The sequence below is a fragment of the Terrabacter sp. Root85 genome, from assembly GCF_001429185.1.
Lineage (GTDB): Bacteria > Actinomycetota > Actinomycetes > Actinomycetales > Dermatophilaceae > Terrabacter.
This window is the reverse complement of sequence record NZ_LMIW01000008.1, coordinates 315,673-341,170: the sequence shown is the minus strand read 5'-3', so window position 1 is coordinate 341,170 and position 25,498 is coordinate 315,673. Positions and strand designations below refer to the sequence as shown.

Genomic DNA, 25,498 nt, shown 5'->3' with positions numbered 1-25,498 from the left:
CGCTCTGCTCAAGACCGAAGCGTCCCTACGGCCTCAGTCATGTCATTCGGTCACCCTGAGACATCCGGCGCGTAGTACGCTGCGCGGCTCGCACGGCCCGGCGCGAATGCCCCTTCGCCGTCGGTCCTCGGGGTTACCGTTGAGGCGTCCGCTCCGCGACGATCTTCCTTTCACGGGCCGAGCGCGGAGCGGGCACACAACCCACCACCGCCGGGATGGCAGCAGGGCCTCGGCTGAGTCGCGAAAAGCGAGGCAGCCCCATGCCCAGACCCCGACCACTGCTCGACGACCTGGCCGTCAGGGCGACCCAGCGGCGCGCGTTCCTCGCCGTGCTCGCCGTCCCGTGCGCGAAGCACGACGCCCGGCGGCAGGAGCCGTGCTGGACGATCGAGACAGCCACCCCGCAGGACACCGTCGCCCTCTGCGGGGGCCGCATCCGCCGGGCTCACGGAGAGCCGAAGCCGGTACGGCAGGCCCGGCGATGACCCGGACCACAGCGGTCACCGCCGACCTCGACCCGGTGCACCTGCAGGTGCCCGACAGCCCCGTCCGGCTGCCTGAGGGACACCTCGCCTGCCTCGCCTGCGGCGTGGCCGTGGCCGAGGGCCCGAAGGTCGTCACCGTGGAGACCCTCGGTCGCGCCGACCAGCCGCCGGCCGCGCCGGGCGGGACGCCGCGCGGTGGGCCGCTGTCCTTCGTCCGCTGCGCCTCGTGCGCCCGCATCGCCTCCGAGGCCGAGCAGATCGTCGACGCCAACCCCGGGCTCGCCGCTCGGCTCGGCCCCGACACCGCGAGGCACCGGGTCGAGTGCGCGCTGCTCGCGCTCGAGGTCATCGGCAAGCCCGCCCCGCCGAGGGTCGACCTGATGCTGCGGCACCTGTCCGTGCCCGGCGCCCAAGTGCGCTGGGTCGCCCGGTTCGTGCCGCTGATCGAGGCGGGGGCCAGCCCGGCGACCTGCTCGCCGTACCGGTGGGCGCACGTCCGCCTCGGGGCGAGGGCACAGCTGCGTCAGGCCTACGGCGCGATGCTGGCCGAGATGGTCGCCGCCACCGCGCCAGACGTGCGGCTCGCCCCGCCGTTCCCGCCGTTCCCGCAGAGAGCCGGAGAGGTGTTCGCGATCCACGGGTGCCTCATGTGCGGGGTCGAGGCCCAGACGCTGCCAGCCCAGGAGGTCAGCCGCCTCGGCGGTCACAAAGCCGCCGCCTCGCGGGTGTGGGAGCCCAAGCGCGCCTCGGTCGGCTCCCTCGGTGGGCGCGCCTCCCCGGACTACCTCGTGGGGCACCTCTGCGCCCCCTGCGCGGCCGCCGTCGAGCACGTCGGGGCGATGGGCCCCAGCGCGATGGAGCGAGCGCTCACCGAGCACCTGCGCGCGACCGGGCGCGGCGAGGAGGCCGACCGCCTCAGCCTCGGAGACGTGCAGGGTCTGATCGGCTGGGGTGCACTCTCTCACCGCGCCCACCGCCGCGGCGAGAAACCCCTGGCCGGCAGCCGCACGCCGTGGGAGCACGTCGGACTCGACCACCTCTGAGCACCGCGCCGTGGGCGCATCTCGCCCAAGCCCTCAGGGGCCTCTGAACGCCACCCGGGGTCGGGGGTGACGTGCCTCTCGGCCCCGGGTGGTCAGCGTCCGAGTTCGGCGACTCGACGGAGCAGCCTCTGGCCCAAGACGTAGAAGGCCTTGACGTCGCCGTTCATCCCCTGAGGCGTCGGCCCTTCCTCGCCCACCGGCCACATGCCCGACGTGCTGATCTGGACGTCGAAGTGCTCTCGATACTGGGGGCACGAGGGGTCGTCACTGGTGTAGAGGACGCTGATCTGGCCCGCCTTCGGCATTCCGGCTTCTGTGCTCCCATCCGTGAACTGGCCCTGGAGTCGCCAGATGGCGCGGATGCTGCATTCGGGCGGGAGGGTTCTAGGCGTCTGGAAGAGAGTGCGGACTGAGGTCGCCACTTCATCGAGCGGGTCGGGCCAGTCAGAGAAGTCGAGCGTGAGATTACGCGCAGCGCTCTTGCCGCTGTTGCGAAGTTTCAGGTCGTAGTGGTGGATGCCGGTCAGGCTGGGGACAATCTCGGCATACACGTACGGGCGAGTCTGCTCGATGCTGTCAAGGCGAGCCTGTTCGTTCGCGGCCCGAGCAGCCTCGGCGGCGGCCATGGCAGCGACGCTTGCCTGCCTTGAGACCCTTAACGTGTGGAGAGCAGCGATTCCAGCCACGACCGCGGCAATGAAGAGCAGGAACGTCAATGCCGCTGTGGCGAAGGTGGACCACGCTGACAGCTTGTCTGTCCATAAAGGCTCGGTCATGCAGCGCATCATGGCACCGTGCACCGACACGGAGTGGTCGCGAGCGGAAATGTGGCATCGAATTCCCCTGCAGCACAATGGAATTCGCGTCTCAAAAGCAAGCGGTCGTTTGGTATGTCGGAAACTGTGCTTTCCGAGGTCGAAGCCGGTGCCGATCTTGCGCTCCCCCGCGGGCGAGAGGTTGACCGTGACGCGACGTTGGCTGACCGGCATGTCGTCGATGCGGGCGGCGGCGGCCTTGATCCGGTCGGACGACTGCTTGACCGCCGAGTCCCCGAGCCCGCTGATCGCGAAGCCGGGCAGGCCGGGCGTCACGTGCGCCTCGACGTCGACGACGAACCCGTGCACACCACGCAGCCCGACCGACCGGGTGCGGCCGAGGCCGGTGCCCATCAGCACACCCCGCGCAGGTGCTGGAGGCTGGCCCGTCCCGAGCGCGGCCGCAGGATCGAGATGACGTCGATGCGCAGGGCAAGTCCCCGCGCGAGCTCGTCGTGGTCGTCGCGCCAGAGCCCGGCCAGTCGCCGCAGCCGACGCTGCTTGCGCCACGTCACGGCCTCGAACGGCGCGCCGAAGGCCTCGCTCGTGCGGGTCTTGACCTCGCAGACGACGAGCTCGCGGCCGTCGACGGCGACGACGTCGATCTCGCCGCGCGCGCAGCGCCAGTTGCGGTCGATGATCGTCAGGCCCTCAGCGAGCAGGTAGCGGCACGCGAGGCGTTCGCCGTAGTCACCGAGGGCGCGGGTGGAGAGGTCCATGACGACCACCCTCCCGGCGCCGACCCGGCGAGGACACCCGTCAGCGCGCGGCTGTGGACGGCATACGCGATCGGCGAGGGGGTGTGGACGAAGCCCGACGGCTCAGCTGAAGTCGCCGTTCTCCGGCAGTTTGATGTCGGGCTTGGGCAGCTCCTCGACGTTGACGTCCTTGAACGTCACGACGCGCACGTTCTTGACGAACCGCGCCGGCCGGTAGATGTCCCAGACCCACGCGTCGGCCATCGTGACGTCGAAGAAGACCTCACCACCGTCGGAGCGCACCTTCACGTCGACCGAGTTGGCGAGGTAGAAGCGGCGCTCGGTCTCGACGACGTGGGTGAAGAGGCCGACGACGTCGCGGTACTCCTTGTAGAGCTGGAGCTCCATCTCGGTCTCGTACTTCTCGAGATCTTCCGAACTCACCTGATCGCCGTCCCTGTCTGCTCTGCCGTGATGGGCGCCGGAGCGAACGACTCCGTCCCCTCATTCAACACCTCGACCGGCTCGCCCACGTACACGCCGGGCAGGCGCCACGAGCGGCGGTGCAGCTCGCAGGGGCCCAGACGCGCCAGCGCGTCCATGTGCTCGGGCGCGGAGTAGCCCTTGTTGAGCGACCAGCCGTATGCCGGGTGGTCGGCCGAGAGGGCCACCATCATGTCGTCGCGCTCGACCTTGGCCAGCACGCTCGCGGCCGCGACCGAGGAACACTTCATGTCGGCCTTGATCATCGTCGTCACCGGCGGCGTGGTCGGTGCGGACTCGTCGGCGAAGGCGAAGAGCCCCACCTCGGTCGGGGCCGTCAGCCAGTCGTGGTTGCCGTCGAGGATGACGAGGTCCGGCACGACCCCGAGTCCCGCCAGGGCCCGCATCCCGGCAAGGCGCAAAGCACCCATGATGCCGATCTCGTCGATCTCGTCAGGGCTCGCGTGCCCGACGGCGTGGGCCACGGCCCAGCGCTGGATGCGCGGCACGAGCACCGTTCGAGCACGCTCGGTCAAGAGCTTGGAGTCCTTGACGCCGATGGGCGCCGAGCGCACCGTCTCGTCGATGACGACGATACCGACGCTGACCGGCCCGGCGAGCGCGCCGCGGCCCACCTCGTCCATGCCGGCGAGGAGTCGGTGACCGGATCGCTGCAGGGCGCGCTCGACGCGCAGCGAGGGCTTCTTGGAGGGAGCAGGGCGTGCCATGGCGTAGCTCGAGCGGATCAGCCCGCCGCGGCCTTCGTCGTCGTGGCGCTCGGCTTGCCGCTCTGGCTGGGGTTGACCGTGGCCTTCTTCGTCGGGGTCGTCGACGGCGTCGTGGGCGTCGGGACCTGCGAGAAGGTGCGCTCGGGGACGCCGAGCCACGTCACGTGGTCGATCGGCCAGACGACGAAGAGGGCGCGACCGACGATCTTGTCCATCGGCACGGAGCCGGTGGCCCCGGTGCCGTCGTCGTGCCAGCGGCTGTCGGAGGAGTCGCTCCGGTGGTCGCCCATGACCCAGACGCGCCCGGCGGGGACCGTGATGTCGAACTTCTTGCCCTCACTCGGGTAGTCGCCGGGCTTGACATAGGGCTCGGTGATCTCGACGCCGTTGACCTTGAGCTTGCCGGTGTCGCCGTCGGCCTGGACGTGGTCGCCCGGCAGGCCGATCACGCGCTTGATGAGGTGGTTCTCGGAGTCCTCGGGCAGCAGGCCGACGAAGACCAGGGCGTCGTGGAAGGGGCCACCGACGGTGCTGTGCTGCTCACCGAGGTCGCCGAGCCACGGGCTGGGCACGCCCGGGTCCTCGAAGACGACGACGTCGCCGCGCTTGAGGTCGAGCGGTCCGGGTGTCAGCTTGCTGACGATGACGCGGTCGTCCTTGACGAGGGTGTTCTCCATCGACCCGGACGGGATGTAGAAGGCCTGGAAGAGCCACGTCTTGACGACGAAGGAGAGCGCCATCGCGAGGACGACGACGATGACGAGCTCCTTGACGCCGGCGAAAAGGGTCGCGCCGAAACCGCGGGGCTCGTCGTCGTAGTCGTCGTCGAGGTTGTCGTCGTCGAGGTCACCGTCGATGTCGTCAGCACTGCGCCCGCGCGTCGGGTCTTCGGGGCGTCCGGTGTACTGCGACATCACTCACCATTTCGTGGGACGGAGGCAATTTGTCCTTGGTCGACCGATCCGAGCCGACCGAGCGGCCAGTATCGCACCCAAACCTTGCCGATGATGTCGTCCCCCGGCACCATGCCGCCCCCCGGATCGCCGAGGTGCGCACGGGAGTCGGACGACGAGCCGCGGTTGTCGCCCATGACCCAGAACCGGTCGGCGGGCACCGTCACGTCGAAGGTCAGGGCGCTCGGTTTCTGGCCCGGTGCGACGTAGGGCTCGCTGACGGCGACGCCGTTGACCTCGAGCCGTCCGTCGGCCGAACAGCACCTGACGCGGTCGCCCGGCAGACCGATGATCCGCTTGACGTAGTCGGTGGGCTGGCCCTTGCCGGCCAGGCTCTCGACGGCCTCGACGAGGGTCTGCACGATGCCGCGCTCGGGCACCCGCAGGTTGAACGCCTGGGAGGCGTCGAAGACGATGATGTCGCCGCGCTGGAGGTCGGTCGGCGCCGTGGTGCGGCTGACGAGGATCCGGTCGCCGATCAGGAGCGTGTCCTGCATCGACTCGCTCGGGATGCCGAAGGGCGTGACGAGGAAGGCCCGGACGACGACGATCGCGAGGAGGAGCAGCGCGGGTCCGAGCAGCCACCGGTGACGTCGCGCGGCGGCATACGCCGCGTGGGTGGCCCGGCCACCGCCGCGCCCTGACGGCGACGTCGACGGCGACATCGCGACGTCCCCCGGACGCGACGAAGGCGCGGCGGACCCCGCCTGCTGGGACGTACCGGATCGTTCCGGAACGGCCCGCTCGGGGTCCACCGCGCCTCGCGTTACTGGACGGACGTCTGCGTCAGCAGGTCGTCAGCTCTTGGCGCCGGTCTTGGCCGGGATGCTGTCGCGCTTCTCGCGGATCTTGGCAGCCTTGCCGCGCAGACCGCGCAGGTAGTACAGCTTCGCGCGGCGGACGTCACCGCGGGTCATGACCTCGATCTTGTCGATGACCGGGGTGTGCACCGGGAAGGTGCGCTCGACGCCGACACCGAAGGAGATCTTGCGGACCGTGAAGGTCTCGCCGATGCCGCCGCCGTGGCGACGGATGACGATGCCCTGGAACACCTGGACACGCGAGCGCGTGCCCTCGATGACCTTGACGTGGACCTTGAGGGTGTCGCCGGCGCGGAAGTCGGGAACGTCCGAGCGCAGCGATGCCGCGTTGATGTCGTCAAACGTGTGCATGATGCTTCGCTTTCCTGGGTGCCACAGGCCACCTCGTCACAAAGGTGTGGGTCGCGTCCGTCGGGCCGCGTCGAGTCACCGGTGGATCTGGTCGAGCTGGTGGTGACCCGACTCCCCCTGTGGCAGGGGCCGTCGTGTGCCGGACGCAAGGAGCAAGTCTGCCAGAGCACACGGCATACCAGAAATCGGCAGCGGTGGACGCCGACCCTCGGTGCCCTAGCGTGTGCCCGTGGACGTCTCCCCCGGCTGGCCCGTGTACCTCTGTCTCGCCGTCCTGCTCGTCGTGACGCTGCTCGCCAACCGGCTGAGCGGCGTGGGTCTGGGACGCCAGTCGGCGATCGCCGGCGCCCGGGCGGTCGTCCAGCTCTCCCTCGTGGCGCTCGTCATCACGGCGGTGGTCGGGTCGCTGGGGCTGTCGTTCCTCGCCGTGGGCGCCATGTTCGCGACGGCGGTGGCGACGACGTCCAAACGGGTCGGTGCGCCACGCACGTGGCCGTGGGCCGCGGCCGCGATGGCCTGTGGCGTCGTGCCCGTCGTCGCCATCGTGCTCGCCACCGGCGCGGTCCCGCTGACAGGGATCGCCGTGATCCCGGTCGCCGGCATCGTCATCGGCAACACGATGACGGTGCACACGCTCGTCGGGCGGCGCACCTTCGCAGCGCTGCGCGAGGAGCACGGGCAGTACGAGGCGTCGTTGTCCCTGGGACTCACGTCGAGCCAGGCCATCGACGAGATCATCGCCCGACGGGTGCCCGAGGGGATCCTGCCGAGCCTGGACCAGGTGCGCACCTCGGGCATCGTCACGCTGCCCGGCGCCTTCATCGGCGTCATGCTCGGTGGTGGCAGCGCCGTGCAGGCGGCCACGGCACAGGTGCTCGTCCTCTTCGCCATCATGGCGACGCAGTCGATCACGGCCGGCGTGCAGGCGGCGCTGATCCGCCGGCGCCTCCTGCTGCCCGCCGACCTCGGCGTGGCCCTCGTCTCCTGAGGCAGGCCCCCAGTCCTGAGGCAGGCCCCGTCCTGAGGCAGGCCCCGTCCTGAGGCAGGCCCCGCCCTCAGCGGCGGCGGCGCTTGACGAGGGTGACCGCGCCCGGGATCGGCGCGGCCGTGTCGACGAGGCGGTAGCCGGCCTTCTTGTACATCCGCAGGTTGTCGGTGCTCCGCGCGCCCGTGTGCAGCGTCAACGTGCGTATGCCGTCCGGCGCCGTCGACTCGGCGTGCTCGAGGAGGCGTTTGCCGAGTCCACGACCCTGGAGGTCCGGGGCGACGCAGAGGCGCCCGACGAACCAGTCGTCGTCGGACGCGCCCGCGCTCGTGCGGACGGCTCCGACGAGGCGGCCGCCGCTGCGTGCGACCCACGTCTGCGTCGTGTCGAGGCTCGCCCGGACGTCGTCGAGGCTCTCGTGCAGGGCCGGGATGTCGAGGGTGTCGTTGGCGACGGCCTCCTGGACCCAGCACGCGCGCATGAGCACGGCGAGCTCGGGCACGTCGCCCGGCGTCGCAGCACTGATGACGACGTCACCGCCGTCGGGGGCGGCGTGCGAGGCGTGGAGCAGGTCGGGCCGCCGCTCCGCCGTGCGTGCGAGCCGCTGCTCGTGCCGCCAGGCCGCGATGGCGCCGTGGTTGCCCGAGAGGAGGACCGGCGGGACGTCGCGGCCGCTCCACGAGGCGGGCTTGGTGTAGATGGGGTACTCGAGCAGGCCGTCCTCGTGCGACTCCTCGACGAGCGACTCGGCGTTGCCGATGACGCCGGGCACCAGCCGGCCGACGGCCTCGACCATGGCGAGGACAGCCACCTCGCCGCCGTTGAGGACGTAGTCCCCCAGGCTCACGACCGACACCTCGAGCCCGAGGTCCTCGCGGGCGTGGTCGTAGACGCGCTCGTCGATGCCCTCGTAGCGTCCGCACGCGAACGCGAGCCACGGCTCGTCGACGAGCTCGCGCGCGAGCGCCTGCGTGAACGGCTGCCCACCGGGCCCGGGGACGATCAGCCGGGGCTTCGCCTGCGACGGGTTGTCCTGTGCGAGAACGTGGTCGAGCGCCTCGGACCACGGCTGGGCCTTCATGACCATGCCGGCTCCCCCGCCGTACGGGGTGTCGTCGACGGTGCGGTGCCGGTCGTGCGTGAAGTCGCGCAGGTCGTGGACACGGACGTCGAGGAGGCCGTCCTCGCGCGCCTTGCCGATGAGGGACAGGTCGAGCGGGGCGAGGTAGTCGGGGAAGATCGAGACGACGTCGACGCGCATGGCCGGACGCCTGGGCGGACGCGGGTCGCGACGCGGGTCGGGCACGGTCACTCGGTGCCCTCGCGGTAGAGGTCGAAGAGGCCGGGCGGCGGGTCGACGACGACGTGGTCTTCCGCGACGACGGGCACGATGCGCTTGACGAACGGGACGTAGGCCGTGACGCCGTCGGTCAGGGTGAGGACGAGCCGGTCCTGGGCGGGACCGATCTCGAGGCCGCTCACGGTGCCGACCTTCTCGCCGCTCGGGTCGCGCGCCTCGAGCCCGACGAGGTCCTCCTCGTAGAAGGCGTCGTCCTCGACCTGGGGGTTGGACTCCGGCAGGACGAGGCGCGTCCCGCGCAGGCTCTCGGCGCCGACGCGGTCGGGGATCTCCTCGAAGGTGATGAGCCAGATGCCGCGGTGCACGCGCGTCGACGCGATGGTCAGCGTGGTGGGCACTCCGGACCCCGGTTCGGCCTCGGTCTCGATGACGGTGCCGACCGCGAAGCGGGTCTCGGGGTCGTCCGTGTGCAGCTGGACGGTCACCTCTCCACGCAGACCGTGGGGCTTGCCGATGCGGGCGAGGACGACGTTCATGGGCCGAATCCTCTCAGGTTTGGGGGCGGTCGGAGACCGGTGCGCGAAGGTCGGGCGCTGGCACGCGAGAGGGGCGCCCCGGTGGTCCGGGACGCCCCTCTCGGTGACTCTGTCAGAGTCGGCGCTCAGCGCACGCGGTCGGTGTCGACGATGTCGACGCGCACGTTGTTGTTGCCCGCGAGGGCGCCGACGACGGTGCGCAGCGCGCTCGCCGTGCGGCCGGAGCGGCCGATGACGCGGCCGAGGTCGTCGGGGTGGACCCGGACCTCGAGCAGCTCACCGCGGCGCAGCTCCTTGCGGACCACGACGACGTCCTCGTCGTGGTCGACGATGCCCTTGACGAGGTGCTCGAGCGCCTCCTCGAGCATGCTCAGGCCTCGGCCTTCGCGGCGTCGTCGCCGGCAGCCTCGGCCGGAGCCTCGGTCGTCTCGGCGGCCTTGGGCTCGTCGGCCTTGGGCTCGTCGGCCTTGGCCTCAGCCTTGGGCTCGGCCTTCTTGGCGGCCTTCTTGCGCGGCGTCGGGCCGTCGGTGCCGGCGTCGGTCTTGCCGCCGGCAGCGGCGATCGCAGCCTCGTAGAGGTCCTTCTTCGGGGTCTTCGGCTCCTTGGTCTGGAGCTTGCCCTCGTCGACGATCTTGATGAGCGCCGCGACGGCCTCGGTCGGCTGCGCGCCCTGGCCCAGCCAGTAGTGCGCGCGCTCGATGTCGATGTCGATGAGCGACGGCTGCTCGGTGGGGTGGTACTTGCCGATCTCCTCGATGGCACGGCCGTCACGCTTGGTGCGCGAGTCCATGACGACGACGCGGTAGAACGGTGCACGGATCTTGCCCATGCGCTTCAGACGGATCTTGACTGCCATGGTGGCGGTCTCCTCAACCAGTAGTGAGCGCGGCGAGACCGGCTGGGTTCAGCCGGGGTGCCGACGCTCGGTGTGTAGGCGTCCGGTCCAGCCGGAAGCGGCCGGACGGGTACAGCCCTCCATTCTGCCAGACCCGAAGGGGTGCTCCGGACACGCACCCGCGAGTGGGCGAGCGCGCGCGACTCGTCCACCCCGATGGCGTATGCCGTCCGCGCCCTCAGGCGTGGGCTGCGCGGACCGCGAGGGCGTGGCGCACGACCTCGCGCCGGGACACGTCGGTGGCGCCCTCGAGGACCGGCACCCCGGAGGGCTCGAAGCCCGCGCGGGCCAGGCCCATCCGCAGCTGCGGCCCGCCGAGCCGGCACTCGACGACGCCGCCGACGGGTGAGACGCGGAGCAGCTCGAAGAGCGTGGCCGGGCTCTCGACGATGGACGCGGTGTAGAGCGGGATGCCGAGCTCGGCTGCCAGGGCCGAGGCCAGGCTCGTGCCGCCGTAGGCGCCGAAGGCCGTGGACCCCGAACCGTTCACGACGCAGGCGATGCGGCGGTGGCCGTGCGGCCGGTAGGGCACGGCCGGCCAGTCGGTGGACAGCAGGGTGAAACGGTCGTGGTCGCGCCAGTCCCGGCGCCCGTCGATGCCGGGCAGGTGCAGGAAGTCGCGCGAGAAGCCCTCGTGGACGAAGCCGAGCGAGCGCACGAGCCCGGCGGAGCGGTGGTTGGCCGGCTGGATGTTCGCCTCGACGCGGTGCAGGCCCATCCCGTGCGGCTGGTCGGCGAAGACGAGGTCGAGCGTGAGGCGCAGCCCCTCGACGAAGAGTCCGCGGCCGGCATACGGGTCGTAGGAGTCGTAGCCGACGGTCGCGCTGCGGAAGGCTCCCTCGACGACGTTCGCGACGTTGATGCGCCCGACGAGGCCGTGTGAGGCCTCGGGGTCGAGCGCGTGCACCATGAAGGTGCGGTAGGTCGGCGACTGGTGGTCGAGGACGACCGGCAGGTTGTGCGGGTTGGGCATGGCGAAGTCCGCGAGGCGCCGCTCCGAGAGGGTCACGGCTGCGGCATACGACTCGATGTCGGCCGTCGACGGGGGACGCACCTCGACACGCTCGCCCACGGCGGTGAGCGGCGCCTCGTCGGCGGCGGGCCCGGGCAGGTGCTCAGACGACAACGCGACCTCGCAGCACGACACCTCGCGGTTCGCCGACGACGGTGACGTCGGCGATCGGGTCGGCGGCGTAGACGACGAGGTCGGCGTCCTCTCCCTCGACGATGCCGGGGCGTCCGAGCCACTCGCGCGCGCCCCACGTCGCGGCCGCGACGACCTCGGCGTTCGTCAGGCCGGCCTTGGTCAGCTCGACCATCTCCTGCGCGACGAGACCGTGCGGGAGGCTGCCACCGGCGTCGGTGCCGACGTAGATCGGCACGCCGGCCTCGTGCGCCGCGCCGACCGTGGCGTAGCGCCGCTCGTGCAGGTCGAGCATGTGGCGGTGGTACTCGGGGAACTTCTCCTTCGCCGGCTCGGCGAGGTCGGGGAACTGCGCGATGTTGACGAGGGTCGGCACGATGGCGATGCCCTGGGCGGCGAAGGTGTCGATCGAGTCCTCGCGCAGACCGGTCGCGTGCTCGGTGCAGTCGATGCCGGCGGCGGCGAGGTCGCGCAGGGACTCCTCGCCGAAGCAGTGCGCCGTGACCCGGACCCCCTCCTCGTGCGCGGCCGCGATGGCGTCGGCGACGGCCTGCCGCGACCAGCTCGGCGCGAGGTCGCCGACGTCGCGGTCGATCCAGTCGCCGACGAGCTTGACCCACCCGTCGCCGCGGTGCGCCTCGAGCCGGACGTGGCGGACGAGCTCGTCCTCCTCGACCTCGTGGGCGTAGTTGCGGATGTAGCGCCGGGTGCGGGCGATGTGGCGGCCGGCGCGGATGATCTTGGGCAGGTCGTCGCGCTCGTCGACCCAGTGCGTGTCGCCGGGCTGCCCCGCGTCGCGGATGAGCAGCGTGCCGCGGTCACGGTCGGTGATCGCCTGCAGCTCGGCCTCCTCGCGCGGCACCCCACCGTGCGGCCCCAGACCGACGTGGCAGTGGGCGTCGACGAGACCGGGCAGCACCCAGCCCTCGAGCGTCTGCACGTCGCTTCCGTCGCTCGGCGGCGTGAACGAGACACGCCCTCCGATGACCCACAGCTCGTCGACGACGTCGTCGGGACCGACGAGCACCCGACCGCGGACGTGGAGCACCGGTGCACTCATGGCACCGACCCTAACCTCCGTCGCGCGCCAGATCCGTGAGGACGTCCGCCCAGTGCGCCAGGAGCGTCGCGAGGTGTCCGGCGCCCTCCCGGACGATGAGCCGGGACGTCGGCAGGTGGGCGTGCAGCCACTGCCCGTGCTCGAGCCCGACCGTCCGGTCACGGTCGCCGTACCAGAGGTGGACCGGGGCGCGGACGTCTCCGAGGTCGACGTCCCAGCCGGCCGTGAAGGCGAGCGCGTCCCGCGACACCCCGCGGTAGGACGGCACGCCGGGGCGACCGCTGCCGGTCCACGGCTCGAGGATCTCGGGCGAGACGAAGCCGCCCACGCGGACCTTCGCCCGAGCACCCGGTCCGCTCCCCCGCCCGCGGTCGGTCATCGCGCCGTCCTGGAGGGCGACCGCCTCGTCGAGGTCCCCGGCGAGCGCCGCGCGGACCGCGGGGTCGGCCGCCGCGGACGGGTCGAGCTCGAGCAGAGGCCCGATCCCGGCGACGACCCCGACCACGCGCACGCGCTGGGGCAGGACGGCTGCGGCCGCGACGGCATACGGCCCTCCTCCGGAGACGCCGAGCACGGCGAAGGCGTCGATCCCGAGCGCGTCCGCGACCGAGCCGGCGTCCGTCCCGACGGAGGTCAGCGTCGTGGGTCCGTCCGTGGAACCGCCGTAGCCCGGACGGGAGAACGCGACCAGCCGGACGCCGGCGCGGGAGGCCGCGCCGTCGCCGAGCGCGGCCTGCAGCCGCCCGCCCGGGGTGCCGTGGAAGAAGACGAGCGGGGTGCCCCGCGGGTCACCTCCGAGCCACACGTCGAGACGCCGCCCGTCGGGCAGCCGCACCCGCGAACGTCCGTCGGTGGTGACCACGCATCGAGCGTATGCCGCCCGGCGGGCACCGTCACGGGCGTCGGGTCGCGCTCCGGACGGGGACCGCTCACGCGATCGAGGCGACGACGATGAGCGACACCGCGAGCTGCACGGCCGCGGCCACGATCGAGGCCGGGTGGAAGTCGCGCTGCGTCACGAGCTCGGCCATGGGGTCGTCGTGACGACTCGTCAGGACGCGCCTCCGACGCCCCGCGGGCGTCGTCGGATCCCTCGGTCAGCCCGAATCTTGCGGGGTCGGCCAGCCGACCGACGCCCGCGGTCACCGCGGCCTCGTCGGGCCGTTCGCGACCGGTCAGCGACCGCCGAGGAACTTCTCGAAGCCCTTGGGCAGGTTCGACGGGTCGAAGCCGGCCAGCGGGTCCTCGTCGGCCGCACCGGCGCCGTCCGCACCGTTGGCGCCGGGAGCCCCGAAGGCGCCGGCCGCCGACGCGGCGCGCCCGGAGGCGGCCTTCTCCGCGGCGGCCCGCTCCTCGGCGGCGCGCTTGGCGGGGTTGCCGCTCTTGCTCTTCTTGCGCTGCGGCTGCTGCTGCTTGCCGCGCTTGCCCGTGCCGGGGATGCCGGGCATGCCCGGCAGGCCGCCCCCGCCGCCGCGGGCCATCGACTTCATCATCTTCTGGGCCTGGCCGAAGCGCTCGAGGAGCTGGTTGACCTCGGTGACGGTGACGCCGGAGCCCTTGGCGATGCGGGCGCGGCGCGAGCCGTTGATCTGCTTGGGGTGGGTGCGCTCGAAGGGCGTCATCGAGCGGACCATCGCCTCGACGCGGTCGAACTCGCGGTCGTCGAAGGCGTCGAGCTGGTCACGCATCCCCTGCATGCCCGGCATCATCTTGAGCATCGACTTGAGCGAGCCCATCTTCTTGATGGCGTTCATCTGCGAGAGGAAGTCCTCGAAGGTGAAGTCCTCCTCCGCGAGGAACTTGCGGGCCATCTCGTCGGCCTCGCGCTTGTCGAACGCGCGCTCGGCCTGCTCGATGAGCGTCAGCACGTCGCCCATGTCGAGGATGCGGCTCGCCATGCGGTCGGGATGGAACACCTCGACGTCGGTGACCTTCTCACCGGTCGAGGCGAACATGATCGGCTCGCCGGTGATCTCGGCGACCGACAGGGCGGCGCCACCACGGGCGTCACCGTCGAGCTTGGACAGGACGACACCGGTGAAGGCGACGCCCTCGTGGAAGGCCTGGGCCGTCTCGACGGCGGCCTGGCCGATCATCGCGTCGATGACGAAGAGGACCTCGTCGGGCGAGATCGCCGAGCGGATGTCGGACGCCTGCTGCATGAGGTTGGCGTCGACCGCGAGACGGCCGGCCGTGTCGACGATGACGACGTCGTACTGCTTGGCGCGGGCCTGCTCGATGCCCATCCGCGACACGGTGACCGGGTCGCCGAACGACCGGGTGCCCTCGCCGGAGTCGAGGACGGCGTCGTGTCCGCCCATGTTGCCGCGCTCGGGCGCGAAGACGGGGACACCGGCGCGCTCGCCGACGACCTCGAGCTGGGTCACGGCGTTGGGGCGCTGGAGGTCGGCGGCGACGAGGAGGGGCGTGTGGCCCTGGTCCTTGAGCCACTTGCCGAGCTTGCCGGCGAAGGTCGTCTTGCCCGAGCCCTGGAGGCCGGCGAGCATGATGACCGTCGGCGGCTGCTTGGCGAAGCGGATCGTGCGCGTCTGCCCGCCGAGGATGGCGACGAGCTCCTCCTGCACGATCTTGACGACCTGCTGGGCCGGGTTGAGCGCCTGGCTGACCTCGGCACCGAGGGCGCGCTCGCGCACCGACCCGGTGAACCGCTTGACGACGGGCAGGGCGACGTCGGCGTCGAGCAGGGCGAGGCGGATGTCGCGGATCGTCGCGTTGACGTCGGACTCCGTGAGTCGGCCCTTGCCGCGGAGGTTCTTGAACGTCGCGGTCAGGCGGTCAGACAGGGATGCAAACACCCGGCAAGGTTATCCGCTCCGCCGACCACTTCCGACTCGGTGGCCTCCCGGGGCGAGGGCGGGGGCCGCCGCGTAGGGTCGCGCAGGTGAGTGACCCCCGTGCCCTGCCGTCCACGACCCCGCCGTTCATCGACAAGATCGCGTGGATCCACCTCGAGGAGCGCCGGCTCCTCACGGCCCGCAACGCCGGCCGGGACCGCTTCTACCTGCCGGGTGGCAAGCGAGAGCCGGGCGAGAGCGACCTCGAGACGCTGGTCCGCGAGCTCGACGAGGAGCTCGCGGTGTCCGTCGACCCGTCGACCGCGGCCCACGTCGGCACGTTCGAGGCGCTCGCCGACGCCCGCACGGACGGGCTCGTCGTGCGCCTCACCTGCTACACGGCGACGCACACGGGCGAGCTCGTGCCGTCGCGGGAGATCGACGAGATCGCCTGGCTGACGGCCGGCGACGGCGACCGGGTGTCGGCCGTCGACCGGCTCGTCCTCGACCACCTCCACGACGCCGGCCTGCTCGACTGACGGGTCAACCAACAGGACGCTCGCCCGCGGCCGCGCTCGGTCGGCCGCCGGAGACGCCGTCGTGCCGGTTGGTTGACCCGACGGGTCAGTCGGCGTCGCAGGTGTCGATGATCATCGCGACGGCCTGGGCGGCCCGAGCGGGCGCGAGCTGGCCCCCGCCGAACTCGGTCACGTAGAACGTGTCGAGCGTCTGGCCGGCATACGTCGCGATGTGTGCAGAGCGCACCGACAGCGACGCCCGGGCGAGCGTGATGCCGATGTCCTGGAGCAGTCCGGGACGGTCGGTCGCGCGGACCTCGACCACGGTCGCGCTGTCGGACGCGCTGCTGATGACCATGGCGCGCGTCGAGTCGACGGAGCCCGAGCCGGGGCTGCGCACCCCGCTCGACTTGCGCCGCTGGAGCTTGCCGAGGGGTGATCGGTCCCCCTTGGCGACGCGGACGAGGTCGCGCGAGATGACCTCGGGCAGTGGGGTCTCGCTGCCCGGTGAGTCGACCCACCACTCGTTGACGGCAAGGCCGTCGATGGTGCGGACGATGGCCGAGCGCACGACGAAGCCGTGCGCGGCGAGCAGCCCGGCCGTGTCGGCGAAGAGGCCGGCGCGGTCGCGGTCGATGATGTCGATGCGGTGGGCGCCACCGAGGGATGACACGGTGACGTAGGGCTCTCCGGACGCGATGCGGTCGAGCGCGTCGCCCCCGAGCGGCAGGGTCTCGATCGGTTCCACGACGAGAGGCCCCTCTCCTTGGGTCTGGTTGGTCAGGGCGGTGCGGCAGGCCTGGTACAGGCGCTGGACGAGACCGGCGCGCCAGTCGCTCCAGGGCTTGGGGCCGGCGGCCGACGCGTCCGCCTCGGTGAGGGCGCGCAGGAGGTCGAGGGTCATGGCCGACCCGTCGACGGCCTCCGAGAGGGCGGCGATGGTGGCCGGGTCCTCGGGGTCGCGGCGGGTGGCGAGGTCGACGAGGGTGAGGTGCTCGCGCACGAGCCGCACGATGGTCCGGCGATCGGCGTCGGTGACGCCCATCCGCTGCAGCACCGTGTCGGCGAGCTCGGCCCCGGTGACGCTGTGGTCCTGCGACCCCGGCACCTTGCCGATGTCGTGGAGCACCGCGGCGAGCATGAGCAGGTCGGGCCGGGCGACGTCGCGGACCATGCCGCTCGCCGCCACGACGGTCTCGATGAGGTGGCGGTCGACCGTGTGCCGGTGCACGGCGTTGCGCTGTGGGCGGCTGCGCACGGCCTTCCACTCCGGGATCCACCGCTCGACGACGCCCGCGAGGTCGAGGCCCTCCCACACGGTGACGAGCCCGGGGCCCGACGCGAGCAGGTCGGCGAAGAGGTTGCGGGCGACCTCGGGCCAGGGCTCCGGCAGGACCGGAGCGGTGGCGGCGAGGTTTTTCAGCGTCGTCGGCGAGAGCGGTATGCCGCCGCGTGCAGCCACGACGGCCGCGCGCAGCGGGGTGATCGGGTCGGACGACAGGTCGGCGGACGGCCCGAGGACGGCCTCGCCGTCGTGCCGGTAGAGGCCGTAGCCGAGGGGTGCCAGCTGCGGACGGCGGGGACCGACCCGCAGGGTGCGGGCGCGCTGGGACTGCATGGCGCGGCGCAGGGTGCCGTCGACGGCATACGCGATGGTGCGTGCCGACGTCGAGAGGTCGGTGAGGAGGTCGTCGGCGTCGGTGTAGCCGAGCAGGGCAGCGCACGCGTCCTGGTCGTCGCGGGTCAGCCGGTCCCTCCCGCGCCCCGTGACGACGTGGATGGCGTCACGCACGTCGAGGATGCGCTCGTAGGCCTCGTCGACCTCGCCGTGCGGCCGGTCGGTCAGCCAGGCGGCCGTGAGGGCCCGCAGCACCGACATGTCGCGGAGGCCGCCGTGGGCCTCCTTGAGGTCCGGCTCGATGAGGTGGGCGAGGTCGCCCTGGCGGGCGTGGCGCTGGATCACCGACTCCTGCATCTCACCGAGCCGGGTGCGGGCGTTGGCCCGCCAGTCGTGCGCCACGGTGGACCGCGCCGCGTTGACGACGTCGGCGTCCCCGGCCACGTGGGTGAGGTCGAGCAGCCCGACCGCCGCGGAGAGGTCGTCGGACGCGACGGCCCGGCAGTCGGCCACGGTGCGGACACTGTGGTCGAGCCGCACCCCGGCGTCCCAGATCGGGTACCAGAGCTTGTCGGCGAAGGCGCCGACCTCCTTGCCCGACAGGCCTCGTGGGTGGTGGACGAGGACGAGGTCGTAGTCGCTGAGCGGTCCGCCGTCGCCGCGGGCGAGCGAGCCGACCGCGGCGAGGGCGACACCTTCGTGGCGACGTCCCGCGCACGCCTCGCGCCAGAGCTCCTGGAGCCACCCGAACCCGAACTCCGCGAGCGCCCGGCGGCGGGTCTGGCCCGCGCCGGGCGTCGCGAAGGTTCGGGTGCCGGCGAGGTCCAGACGTCGTGAGGTCACATCCGTCATGTCAGGTCTCGCCGTCCCCTTGAGTTGCGTGTGGTGCTTCTTCGGTACTGCGAGTGGACCGTCGACGCTCAGAGAGCGTCGACGCCCCGCTCGCCGGTGCGGACCCGCACGACCTCCTCGACCGGGACGGACCAGATCTTGCCGTCACCGATGCGACCGGTCTGGGCCGCCTTGAGGATGACCTCGAGGACGTCTGCGGAGTCGACGTCGTCGACGAGGACCTCCAGGCGCACCTTCGGCACGAAGTCGACGGTGTACTCGGCGCCGCGGTAGACCTCGCTGTGGCCGCGCTGGCGGCCGTAGCCGCTGGCCTCGCTGATGGTCATGCCGGCCACCCCGAAGGCCTCCAGGGCCTCCTTCACCTCGTCGAGCTGGTGGGGCTTGATGATGGCGGTGATGAGCTTCATGCGGAGGCCTCTTCCTTGGGCGCCTTCTCGGCGGACGGGGCGGGTGCGGTGGCGGTGTGGCCGGCGACGACACCGGTCCGGGATCCACCGAAGGAACCGAAGTCGTACCCGGTCTCGGCGTGCTGGGCGAGGTCGATACCGCTGGTCTCCTCCTCCGGCGTCACGCGGAAGCCGATCGTCTTGTGGAGGGCGAGACCGATGAGGTAGGTGACCACGAAGGAGAACACCAGGACGGCCAGCGCACCCTCGAGCTGGGCGACGAGCTGGGAGCCGCCACCGCCGTAGAAGAGTCCCTCGTTGACGTCGAGCCCGGCAGCACCGGTGGGGCTGCCCTTGGTGGCGAGGAAGCCGATGAGCAGGGTGCCGATGAGACCACCGACGAGGTGGACGCCGACGACGTCGAGGCTGTCGTCGAAGCCGAGCTTGAACTTCAGGCCGACCGCCAGCGCACAGCCGACACCGGCGACGAGACCCACGATGAGGGCACCGATGGGCGAGACCGTGGCGCAGGCCGGGGTGATGGCGACCAGGCCTGCGACGACACCGGAGGCCGCGCCGAGCGAGGTCGCGTGACCGTCGCGCAGCTTCTCCGTGAGGAGCCAGCCGAGCATGGCGGTCGCGGTCGCGGCGAGGGTGTTGACCCAGACGCCGGCAGCCTGGACACCGGCGCCGAGCGCCGAGCCGGCGTTGAAGCCGAACCAGCCGAACCAGAGGATGCCCGCGCCGATCATGACGAGCGTCAGGTTGTGGGGACGCATCGGGTCACGCTTGAAACCGATGCGCTTGCCGAGGACGAGCGCGAGGGCGAGGCCCGCCGCACCGGCGTTGATGTGGATGGCCGTGCCGCCGGCGAAGTCGTAGGCGCCTGCGCCGCCGAGGAAGAGGCCGTCGGCCTTGTTGGCGATCCAGCCGCCCGTCTCGGCCGCGTAGCCGCTGAAGGCGAACACCCAGTGGGCCGCGGGGAAGTAGACGAGGGTGGCCCAGACGACCGTGAAGATCGTCCACGTGCTGAACTTCGCACGGTCGGCGATGGCACCCGAGACGAGGGCCACGGCGATGATCGCGAAGACGACCTGGAAGGCGACGAAGGCGGTCGCGGGGATGCCGCCGGCCGCTGCCGTGCCCGCCGCGGCGTCAGCCGGGACGTAGCCGTAGATCTGGTCGATGACGCCACTCAGGCCGAAGTGCGTGAAGGGGTTGCCCATGAGGCCACCGCCGATGTCGGGGCCGAACGTCTGGCTGTAGCCCCAGAGGATCCACACCGTGCCGACCGTGCCCATCGTGATGAACGACATCATCATCATGTTGAGGACGCTCTTGGTGCGAACCATGCCGCCGTAGAAGAGGGCGAGACCGGGGGTCATGAACAGGACCAGTGCGGCCGCTGCCAGGACCCACGCGGTGTTCCCGCTGTCGGTGAACGGCGCGTCTGCCGTCACGAAGGTAAGTGCGCTCATGGCGAGAACGATGGACGGGCCGAATTTCGGGCGACCGCGTCGTTTGTTACAGCCGTGTCAACAACCGGTGGGGGTTGTTAGCGGATGGTTTCCCGCACCGTGGGCGTCCAGATCGTGGACTCCCCCGTTCGTCCACCGGACGCCACGAGCACGTATGCCGTCCGGCACACGTGCTCGTCGTCGTGGCCCGGGAGCGCGCGTCGTCACATGACGATGGCGTCGACGAAGGCCTCGGGGTCGAAGGGGGCGAGGTCGTCGGGGCCCTCGCCGAGGCCGACGAGCTTGACCGGCACACCGAGCTGGCGCTGGACCGCGACGACGATGCCGCCCTTGGCGGTGCCGTCGAGCTTGGTCAGGACGATGCCCGTGACGTCGACCGCCTCGGAGAAGACCTTGGCCTGCTGGAGACCGTTCTGCCCGGTCGTCGCGTCGAGGACGAGGAGCACCTCGTCGATGGGGCTCTGCTTCTCGATGACGCGCTTGACCTTGCCGAGCTCGTCCATGAGGCCGACCTTGTTGTGGAGGCGGCCGGCGGTGTCGATGATGACGACGTCGACCTCCTCCTCGATACCGGCCTTGACGGCGTCGAAGGCGACGGCCGCAGGGTCGGCGCCGTCCTTGTCGGAGCGCACGGTGGCGACCCCGACGCGGGATCCCCACGTCTCGAGCTGGTCGGCGGCTGCGGCGCGGAAGGTGTCGGCAGCACCGAGCAGGACCTCACGGTCCTCGGCGACGAGGACGCGCGCCAGCTTGCCGACGGTCGTCGTCTTGCCGGTGCCGTTGACGCCCACGACGAGGATGACGGCGGGGCGGTCGCCGATGCGGCTGCTCGCGATGCGGCGGTCCATGTCGGGCTGGACGAGGGCGAGCAGGTCGTCGCGGAGCCAGCCCCGCACCGTTGCCTCGTCGGTGGTGCCGTCGATCTTGACGCGGGTGCGCAGCGAGTCGACGAGCTCGGTCGCGGCCTCGACGCCGAGGTCGGAGGAGATGAGGGTGTCCTCGACCTCTTCCCAGGCCTCCTCGTCGAGCTTGCCACGGGAGAGCAGTGCGAGCAGTCCCTGGCCGATGGAGGAGTTGGACCTGGCCAGACGGGCCCGCAGGCGCTGGAGGCGACCCCGTGCGGACTCCGGTCGCTCGAGGGTCGGCTCGGGGGCCGGCGTCGGCTCCGGTGCCGTGGGCGCCTCGGGCTCGAGCGTCGTGGACGCGGGCGGCCCCGCAGGCGGAGCGACGGTGTCGGTGGTGCCGCTCGGTGGCCGGCGGTCGAGGTCCTCGCCGGGCAGCCCCGGACGGGTCGGCGGGGCCTCGCGCTCGACGGTGCGGCCGCGGCCGCGCACGAGGCTGACGCCGTAGGCGACCGCGCCGACGAGGATGGCGACGCCGATGATGACGTATGTCCAGACAGTGTCCACGTCAGCCATCCAACCACGCTGGGGTGGAGGTCCCGGACGCCGCGATCACGACCTCGATCACGGCCCCGGGCAGCCCGGGACGCGGCTCGGCCACCGGCAGTGGCCGGTGGCCGAGGAGGGTGGGCAGGCGGTCGGGCGCGGCTAGTGCGTGCGGGCGCGCGGACGACCGAGGGTGCCTGCACGGCGACGTGCCGAGCGTGCGACCCCTTCCCCCTTGGCGGTGAGCAGGTCCCGGCCGCCGCGGTGCGCAGGCACCGCGACGACGCCGACGACCGCCACAGCGAGCACGGTGACGACGAGCATCGAGATGACCAGGTAAACCATGTGACAAGAGTGACGCATGTGACCCGTGTGATGCAAATAGCACGGAGTGACGATTTCGCAACCCGAGGCGCCGACGCGCACTCCCCCGCCCCGCGGCCCGGAGGGCGCGCGGACGGAGGGCGTATGCCGTGTCGTCAGGCGGTTCGGTCGGCCACGTCGCGCAGTCGCTGCGACACGACGGTCGTGACGCCGTCGCCGCGCATGCTGACGCCGTACAGGGCGTCGGCGATCTCCATCGTCTTCTTCTGGTGGGTGATGACGATGAGCTGCGAGCTGTCGCGCAGCTCCTCGAAGAGGGTGATGAGGCGGCCGAGGTTGGCGTCGTCGAGGGCGGCCTCGACCTCGTCCATGATGTAGAAGGGCGAGGGCCGGGCCTTGAAGATGGCGACGAGCAGCGCCACGGCCACGAGCGAGCGCTCGCCACCGGAGAGCAGCGAGAGCCGCTTGATCTTCTTGCCGGGCGGGCGAGCCTCGACCTCGAGACCCGTCGTCAGCATGTTGGACGGGTCGGTGAGGACGAGACGCCCTTCGCCACCCGGGAAGAGTCGCTGGAAGACGCGCTCGAACTGGACCGCGGTGTCCTCGAAGGCCTCGGCGAAGACGCGCTCGACGCGCTCGTCGACCTCCTTGACGATGTCGAGCAGGTCACGCTTGGAGTTCTTGAGGTCCTCGAGCTGCTCGGTGAGGAACTTGTGCCGCTCCTCGAGCGCCGTGAACTCCTCGAGCGCGAGCGGGTTGATGCGACCCAGGGCGTTCAGCTTGCGCTCGGCCTGGCGCAGCCGCTTCTCCTGCGCCTCGCGGACGAACGGGACCGGATCGGGCTGGGGCGCGTCCGGATCGGCGTCGGGGTCGGGCACGGCCGGGACGAGCTGGTGCGGGCCGTACTCCTCCACGAGGTCGGACGGCGAGATGCCGAGCTCCTCGACGGCCTTCGTCTCGAGCTGCTCGATGCGCAGCCGCTGCTGGGTGCGGGCGACCTCGTCGCGGTGGACCGTGTCGGTGAGCTCGCGCAGCTCGGCCTGCAGGGTCGCGATGTCACGGCGCACGACGGCGAGCTCGGCGTCCCGCTCGGTGCGCTCGGCCTCCCCGGCAGCGCGGGCGCGACCCGCCTGCTCGGCCGACTCGGCGAGCAGCTCGTGCGCCCAGGCCGCGGCCGTGCGGACGGCCCCGGCCACGGCGGCCTCGCGCTGGCGTCGGGCCCGCTTCTCGGCGAGGCGCTGACGGGCCTCCTCCTCGTGGCGGGCGCCGCGCTCGAGCGCGTCGGCGCGGTCCTTGAGGGCGCGCGCACGCTCCTCGCGGGTGCGCAGCGCCAGACGCAGCTCGGTCTCGGCGGCACGGGCCTCGCGGGCCACGGCCTCGAGGCGGTCGCGCTCCTCGGTCGACGGCTCGTCGGCGAAGTCGCCCTCACCGCTCGCCGCCTCGAGCCGCTCGAGAAGGGCGGCGTGCTCGGTCTGGTCGGCCTCGAGGGCCGCGGTGGCGTCCGCGATCGCCTTCTCGGTGCGCTCCACCTCGGAGCGCGCAGCCCGCAGGGTCTGGCCGAGCGAGCCGAGCTTCTCGGCGATCGCCGCCATCCGGGCGTCGCTCTCGTTGAGGCGCTCGAGCGCGGCCTCGACGGCGTCGGCGAGCTCGGCGCGCGTGGCGTCGGCGCCCGAGACGCGGAAGCGGGCCTCCTCGCCCTCCCGGGTGGCCCGCGCCATCGCGTCCTGGGCGTCGTCGAACGCGGCCTGCAGCTCGAGCAGGCTGGGCGCCGTCGTGCTGCCACCGCGGACCGCACCGGGGGCGTAGACGTCGCCGCCGCGGGTCACGGCCGTGACTCCGGGGTGGCTGCGGACGAGCGTGCGGGCGGCCGCGCCGTCGGGCACGAGGGCGACGCGCTCGAGCACCTGCTCCACGGCCGGACGCACGGAGTCGGGGCACTCGACGACGTCGCGGACCCAGCGGGCATCGCCCGTCAGAGCCGGCCATGACGCGGGGTCGACGCGGGTCGCGGACTCCGCGACGAGAAGGCTGGCCCGGCCGTTGTCGCCGTCGCGCAGCGCGTCGAGGGCCGCGGCGGCGGCGTCGAGCGACCCGACGGCCAAGGCCTCGGCGGCCGTCCCGAGGGCGGCGGCGACGGCGTTCTCGAGGCCCGGCTCGACGGTGACGAGGGAGGCGACCGAGCCGAGGATGCGATGGCCCTCGTCGGCGGCGGCGAGGAGCGCCGCGGCGCCGTCCTTGCGGCTCAGGCTGAGACCGAGGGCCTCGACCCGGGCGGCGGCCGTGGTGCGGGCACGCTCGGCGGTCGCCTCGGCCTCCTTCCAGCGGGCGAGCTCGGCCTCGGCGGCGTCGAGGCGCGCGGCAGCCTCCTCGTAGGCCGTGTCGAGCCCCTCCTCACCCTCCTCGTCCTGGGCGACGCTGGACTCGAGACGGGAGAACTCGTGCTCGGCCTCGGCGGCGCGGGCCTGGGCGGCCTCGATGGTGCCGCGCAGGCGTCCAACCTCGGCCTCGCGGGCCTCGATGCGCGAGGCCTTGGCGCCGACCTGGCCGCCGAGCTTGGCCAGGCCCTCGCGACGGTCCGCCGCGGCTCGGGCCTCGCGCTGCAGGCGGGTGGTCTCCTCGGCGTGACCGTGCTCGGCCTCGGTGCGGGTCAGGACGGCGTTCTCGAGGGCGGCCTTGGCCTCGGCGATCTCCTCGAGGAGGAACGCCTCCTGCTCGCGGACGTCGGCGGCCTGGGCGCGCAGCTGCTCGGGGTCGCGGCTCTGGCCGGGGGCCTCTGGCCCGTCGTCCTCGCTCAGCAGGCGCACGCGCTCGGCGGCGAGGGACCGGGTCGAGGCCATCCGCTCGACGAGCCGGCCGAGCGAGACGTACTCGTCCTGGGCCCGGGTCAGGGCCGGACGAGCGGCCTCGGCGGCCTCCTCGAGGGTGGAGAGCCGGTGGCCGAGGTCGCCGATGGACGCCTCGACCTCGGAGCGACGCTCGATGAGGGCGGACTCGTCGGCGACCTCCTGCTCGAGGGTCGACGTCAGCTGGACGAGGTCGTCGGCGACGAGGCGCAGGCGCGCGTCGCGGGCGTCCGTCTGGATGACGGCCGCCCTGCGCGCGGTCTCGGCCTGGCGCCCGAGCGGACCGAGCTGCCGGCGGATCTCACCGGTGAGGTCCTGGACCCGGGTGAGGTTGGCCTCCATCGAGTCGAGCTTGCGGAGCGCGCGCTCCTTGCGCTTGCGGTGCTTGAGGACGCCCGCGGCCTCCTCGATGAACCCGCGGCGCTCCTCGGGGGTCGCGCGCAGCACGGTGTCGAGCTGGCCCTGGCCGACGATGACGTGCATCTCGCGGCCGATGCCGCTGTCGGAGAGCAGCTCCTGCACGTCGAGCAGGCGGCACGGGGTGCCGTTGATGGCGTACTCCGAGCCACCGTTGCGGAACATCGTGCGGGCGATCGTCACCTCGGTGTAGTCGATCGGGAGCGCGCCGTCGGTGTTGTCGATGGTGAGGGCCACCTCGGCGCGACCGAGCGGCGCCCGGCCGGACGTGCCGGCGAAGATGACGTCCTCCATCTTGCCGCCGCGCAGCGACTTGGCGCCCTGCTCTCCCATGACCCAGGCGAGCGCGTCGACGACGTTGCTCTTGCCGGAGCCGTTGGGGCCGACGATGCAGGTGATGCCGGGCTCGAGACGCAGGTGGGTCGCCGAGGCGAAGGACTTGAAGCCCTTCAGGGTGAGGCTCTTGACGTACACGACCCGAGAAATCCTTTGTCCAGCCAGCCAGCGATCCCGGTCAGCGTACTAGTCGTGGGGCCGTGCTCCGGGGAGGTGAGCGCCTGCGCGTGCTGGGACGGACGGCAT

The 25,498-nt window shown here is 72.0% G+C and carries 26 protein-coding genes; 4 read left to right on the top strand and 22 right to left on the bottom strand.

The window, feature by feature from the left end; translation table 11 throughout:
- Positions 1-260: 260 nt before the first annotated feature.
- Positions 261-485, top strand: coding sequence for a hypothetical protein (locus ASE25_RS08130; protein ID WP_056824605.1), 225 nt, complete (start codon positions 261-263; stop codon positions 483-485).
- On the top strand, positions 482-1,528 hold the full coding sequence (locus ASE25_RS08125; protein WP_056824603.1) for a hypothetical protein: 1,047 nt from the start codon (positions 482-484) through the stop codon (positions 1,526-1,528). The genes ASE25_RS08130 and ASE25_RS08125 overlap by 4 nt, the downstream gene beginning before the upstream one ends.
- 92 nt (positions 1,529-1,620) lie before the next feature.
- On the opposite strand, the gene ASE25_RS23450 is transcribed toward ASE25_RS08125, so the two are convergent.
- From ASE25_RS23450 to rplS, 7 genes are all read right to left on the bottom strand, one after another.
- A complete protein-coding gene (locus tag ASE25_RS23450; RefSeq protein ID WP_235508602.1) occupies positions 1,621-2,697 on the bottom strand; it encodes a magnesium chelatase domain-containing protein in 1,077 nt (358 codons plus the stop codon).
- A complete protein-coding gene (locus ASE25_RS08115) occupies positions 2,697-3,062 on the bottom strand; it encodes a YraN family protein (RefSeq protein WP_056772429.1) in 366 nt (121 codons plus the stop codon). Before ASE25_RS08115 ends, ASE25_RS23450 begins: the two co-directional genes overlap by 1 nt.
- A gap of 102 nt (positions 3,063-3,164) precedes the next feature.
- Positions 3,165-3,485: a DUF2469 domain-containing protein gene (locus ASE25_RS08110; RefSeq protein ID WP_028785386.1), complete on the bottom strand. Its 321-nt coding sequence runs from the start codon at positions 3,483-3,485 to the stop codon at positions 3,165-3,167.
- On the bottom strand, positions 3,482-4,252 hold the full coding sequence (locus ASE25_RS08105) for a ribonuclease HII (RefSeq protein WP_056824600.1): 771 nt from the start codon (positions 4,250-4,252) through the stop codon (positions 3,482-3,484). Before ASE25_RS08105 ends, ASE25_RS08110 begins: the two co-directional genes overlap by 4 nt.
- Positions 4,253-4,269: 17 nt before the next feature.
- Positions 4,270-5,166 carry a signal peptidase I gene (gene lepB / locus ASE25_RS08100; protein ID WP_056770050.1) on the bottom strand — a complete coding sequence of 299 codons (897 nt, stop codon included), beginning with the start codon at positions 5,164-5,166 and terminating at the stop codon, positions 4,270-4,272.
- The gene (gene lepB / locus ASE25_RS08095) at positions 5,166-5,870 is read right to left on the bottom strand and encodes a signal peptidase I (RefSeq protein WP_235508601.1); all 705 of its coding nucleotides are present in this window, start codon (positions 5,868-5,870) and stop codon (positions 5,166-5,168) included. Before lepB (ASE25_RS08095) ends, lepB (ASE25_RS08100) begins: the two co-directional genes overlap by 1 nt.
- 132 nt (positions 5,871-6,002) lie before the next feature.
- Complete coding sequence (gene rplS / locus ASE25_RS08090; protein WP_056770056.1) at positions 6,003-6,377, bottom strand: 50S ribosomal protein L19; 375 nt, start codon at positions 6,375-6,377, stop codon at positions 6,003-6,005.
- Positions 6,378-6,606: 229 nt separating this feature from the next.
- Here rplS and ASE25_RS08085 point away from each other — a divergent pair, with 229 nt between their 5' ends.
- Positions 6,607-7,365, top strand: a complete 759-nt coding sequence (locus tag ASE25_RS08085; protein WP_056770060.1) for an ABC transporter permease — start codon at positions 6,607-6,609, stop codon at positions 7,363-7,365.
- Between the two features lie 67 nt (positions 7,366-7,432).
- Here the strand turns inward: ASE25_RS08085 and trmD are convergent, their stop codons facing one another.
- The 9 genes from trmD to ffh form a co-directional block, all read right to left on the bottom strand.
- Positions 7,433-8,623: a tRNA (guanosine(37)-N1)-methyltransferase TrmD gene (gene trmD, locus ASE25_RS08080; RefSeq protein ID WP_056825655.1), complete on the bottom strand. Its 1,191-nt coding sequence runs from the start codon at positions 8,621-8,623 to the stop codon at positions 7,433-7,435.
- Between the two features lie 47 nt (positions 8,624-8,670).
- Complete coding sequence (rimM, locus tag ASE25_RS08075) at positions 8,671-9,198, bottom strand: ribosome maturation factor RimM (RefSeq protein WP_056770063.1); 528 nt, start codon at positions 9,196-9,198, stop codon at positions 8,671-8,673.
- A 125-nt stretch (positions 9,199-9,323) separates the two neighbouring features.
- Complete coding sequence (locus ASE25_RS08070) at positions 9,324-9,566, bottom strand: RNA-binding protein (RefSeq protein ID WP_020142764.1); 243 nt, start codon at positions 9,564-9,566, stop codon at positions 9,324-9,326.
- Between the two features lie 2 nt (positions 9,567-9,568).
- Entirely contained in the window at positions 9,569-10,054 is a 486-nt protein-coding gene (rpsP, locus tag ASE25_RS08065; RefSeq protein ID WP_056770065.1) for a 30S ribosomal protein S16, read from the bottom strand.
- A 217-nt stretch (positions 10,055-10,271) separates the two neighbouring features.
- The gene (locus ASE25_RS08060) at positions 10,272-11,219 is read right to left on the bottom strand and encodes a GNAT family N-acetyltransferase (RefSeq protein ID WP_235508600.1); all 948 of its coding nucleotides are present in this window, start codon (positions 11,217-11,219) and stop codon (positions 10,272-10,274) included.
- Positions 11,209-12,297, bottom strand: a complete 1,089-nt coding sequence (locus ASE25_RS08055; RefSeq protein WP_056824592.1) for an amidohydrolase family protein — start codon at positions 12,295-12,297, stop codon at positions 11,209-11,211. Before ASE25_RS08055 ends, ASE25_RS08060 begins: the two co-directional genes overlap by 11 nt.
- Positions 12,298-12,307: 10 nt before the next feature.
- Positions 12,308-13,159, bottom strand: a complete 852-nt coding sequence (locus ASE25_RS08050; protein ID WP_056824588.1) for an alpha/beta fold hydrolase — start codon at positions 13,157-13,159, stop codon at positions 12,308-12,310.
- Between the two features lie 67 nt (positions 13,160-13,226).
- Positions 13,227-13,328, bottom strand: a complete 102-nt coding sequence (locus ASE25_RS22710; protein ID WP_157623363.1) for a DUF350 domain-containing protein — start codon at positions 13,326-13,328, stop codon at positions 13,227-13,229.
- A gap of 144 nt (positions 13,329-13,472) precedes the next feature.
- Positions 13,473-15,113 carry a signal recognition particle protein gene (gene ffh / locus ASE25_RS08045; RefSeq protein WP_056770076.1) on the bottom strand — a complete coding sequence of 547 codons (1,641 nt, stop codon included), beginning with the start codon at positions 15,111-15,113 and terminating at the stop codon, positions 13,473-13,475.
- An 86-nt stretch (positions 15,114-15,199) separates the two neighbouring features.
- Here ffh and ASE25_RS08040 point away from each other — a divergent pair, with 86 nt between their 5' ends.
- The gene (locus ASE25_RS08040; protein ID WP_056824584.1) at positions 15,200-15,631 is read left to right on the top strand and encodes an NUDIX domain-containing protein; all 432 of its coding nucleotides are present in this window, start codon (positions 15,200-15,202) and stop codon (positions 15,629-15,631) included.
- 85 nt (positions 15,632-15,716) lie between these two features.
- Here ASE25_RS08040 and ASE25_RS08035 read toward each other — a convergent pair whose 3' ends face one another.
- From ASE25_RS08035 to smc, 6 genes are all read right to left on the bottom strand, one after another.
- A complete protein-coding gene (locus ASE25_RS08035; RefSeq protein ID WP_056824581.1) occupies positions 15,717-18,080 on the bottom strand; it encodes a [protein-PII] uridylyltransferase in 2,364 nt (787 codons plus the stop codon).
- A gap of 68 nt (positions 18,081-18,148) precedes the next feature.
- Positions 18,149-18,487, bottom strand: coding sequence for a P-II family nitrogen regulator (locus ASE25_RS08030; protein WP_020142775.1), 339 nt, complete (start codon positions 18,485-18,487; stop codon positions 18,149-18,151).
- Positions 18,484-19,944 carry an ammonium transporter gene (locus ASE25_RS08025; protein ID WP_056824579.1) on the bottom strand — a complete coding sequence of 487 codons (1,461 nt, stop codon included), beginning with the start codon at positions 19,942-19,944 and terminating at the stop codon, positions 18,484-18,486. Before ASE25_RS08025 ends, ASE25_RS08030 begins: the two co-directional genes overlap by 4 nt.
- 203 nt (positions 19,945-20,147) lie before the next feature.
- On the bottom strand, positions 20,148-21,362 hold the full coding sequence (gene ftsY / locus ASE25_RS08020) for a signal recognition particle-docking protein FtsY (protein ID WP_056770085.1): 1,215 nt from the start codon (positions 21,360-21,362) through the stop codon (positions 20,148-20,150).
- Between the two features lie 132 nt (positions 21,363-21,494).
- Positions 21,495-21,677, bottom strand: a complete 183-nt coding sequence (locus ASE25_RS08015; RefSeq protein WP_020142778.1) for a hypothetical protein — start codon at positions 21,675-21,677, stop codon at positions 21,495-21,497.
- Between the two features lie 134 nt (positions 21,678-21,811).
- Complete coding sequence (smc, locus tag ASE25_RS08010) at positions 21,812-25,390, bottom strand: chromosome segregation protein SMC (RefSeq protein ID WP_056824577.1); 3,579 nt, start codon at positions 25,388-25,390, stop codon at positions 21,812-21,814.
- Between the last annotated feature and the right edge of the window lie 108 nt (positions 25,391-25,498).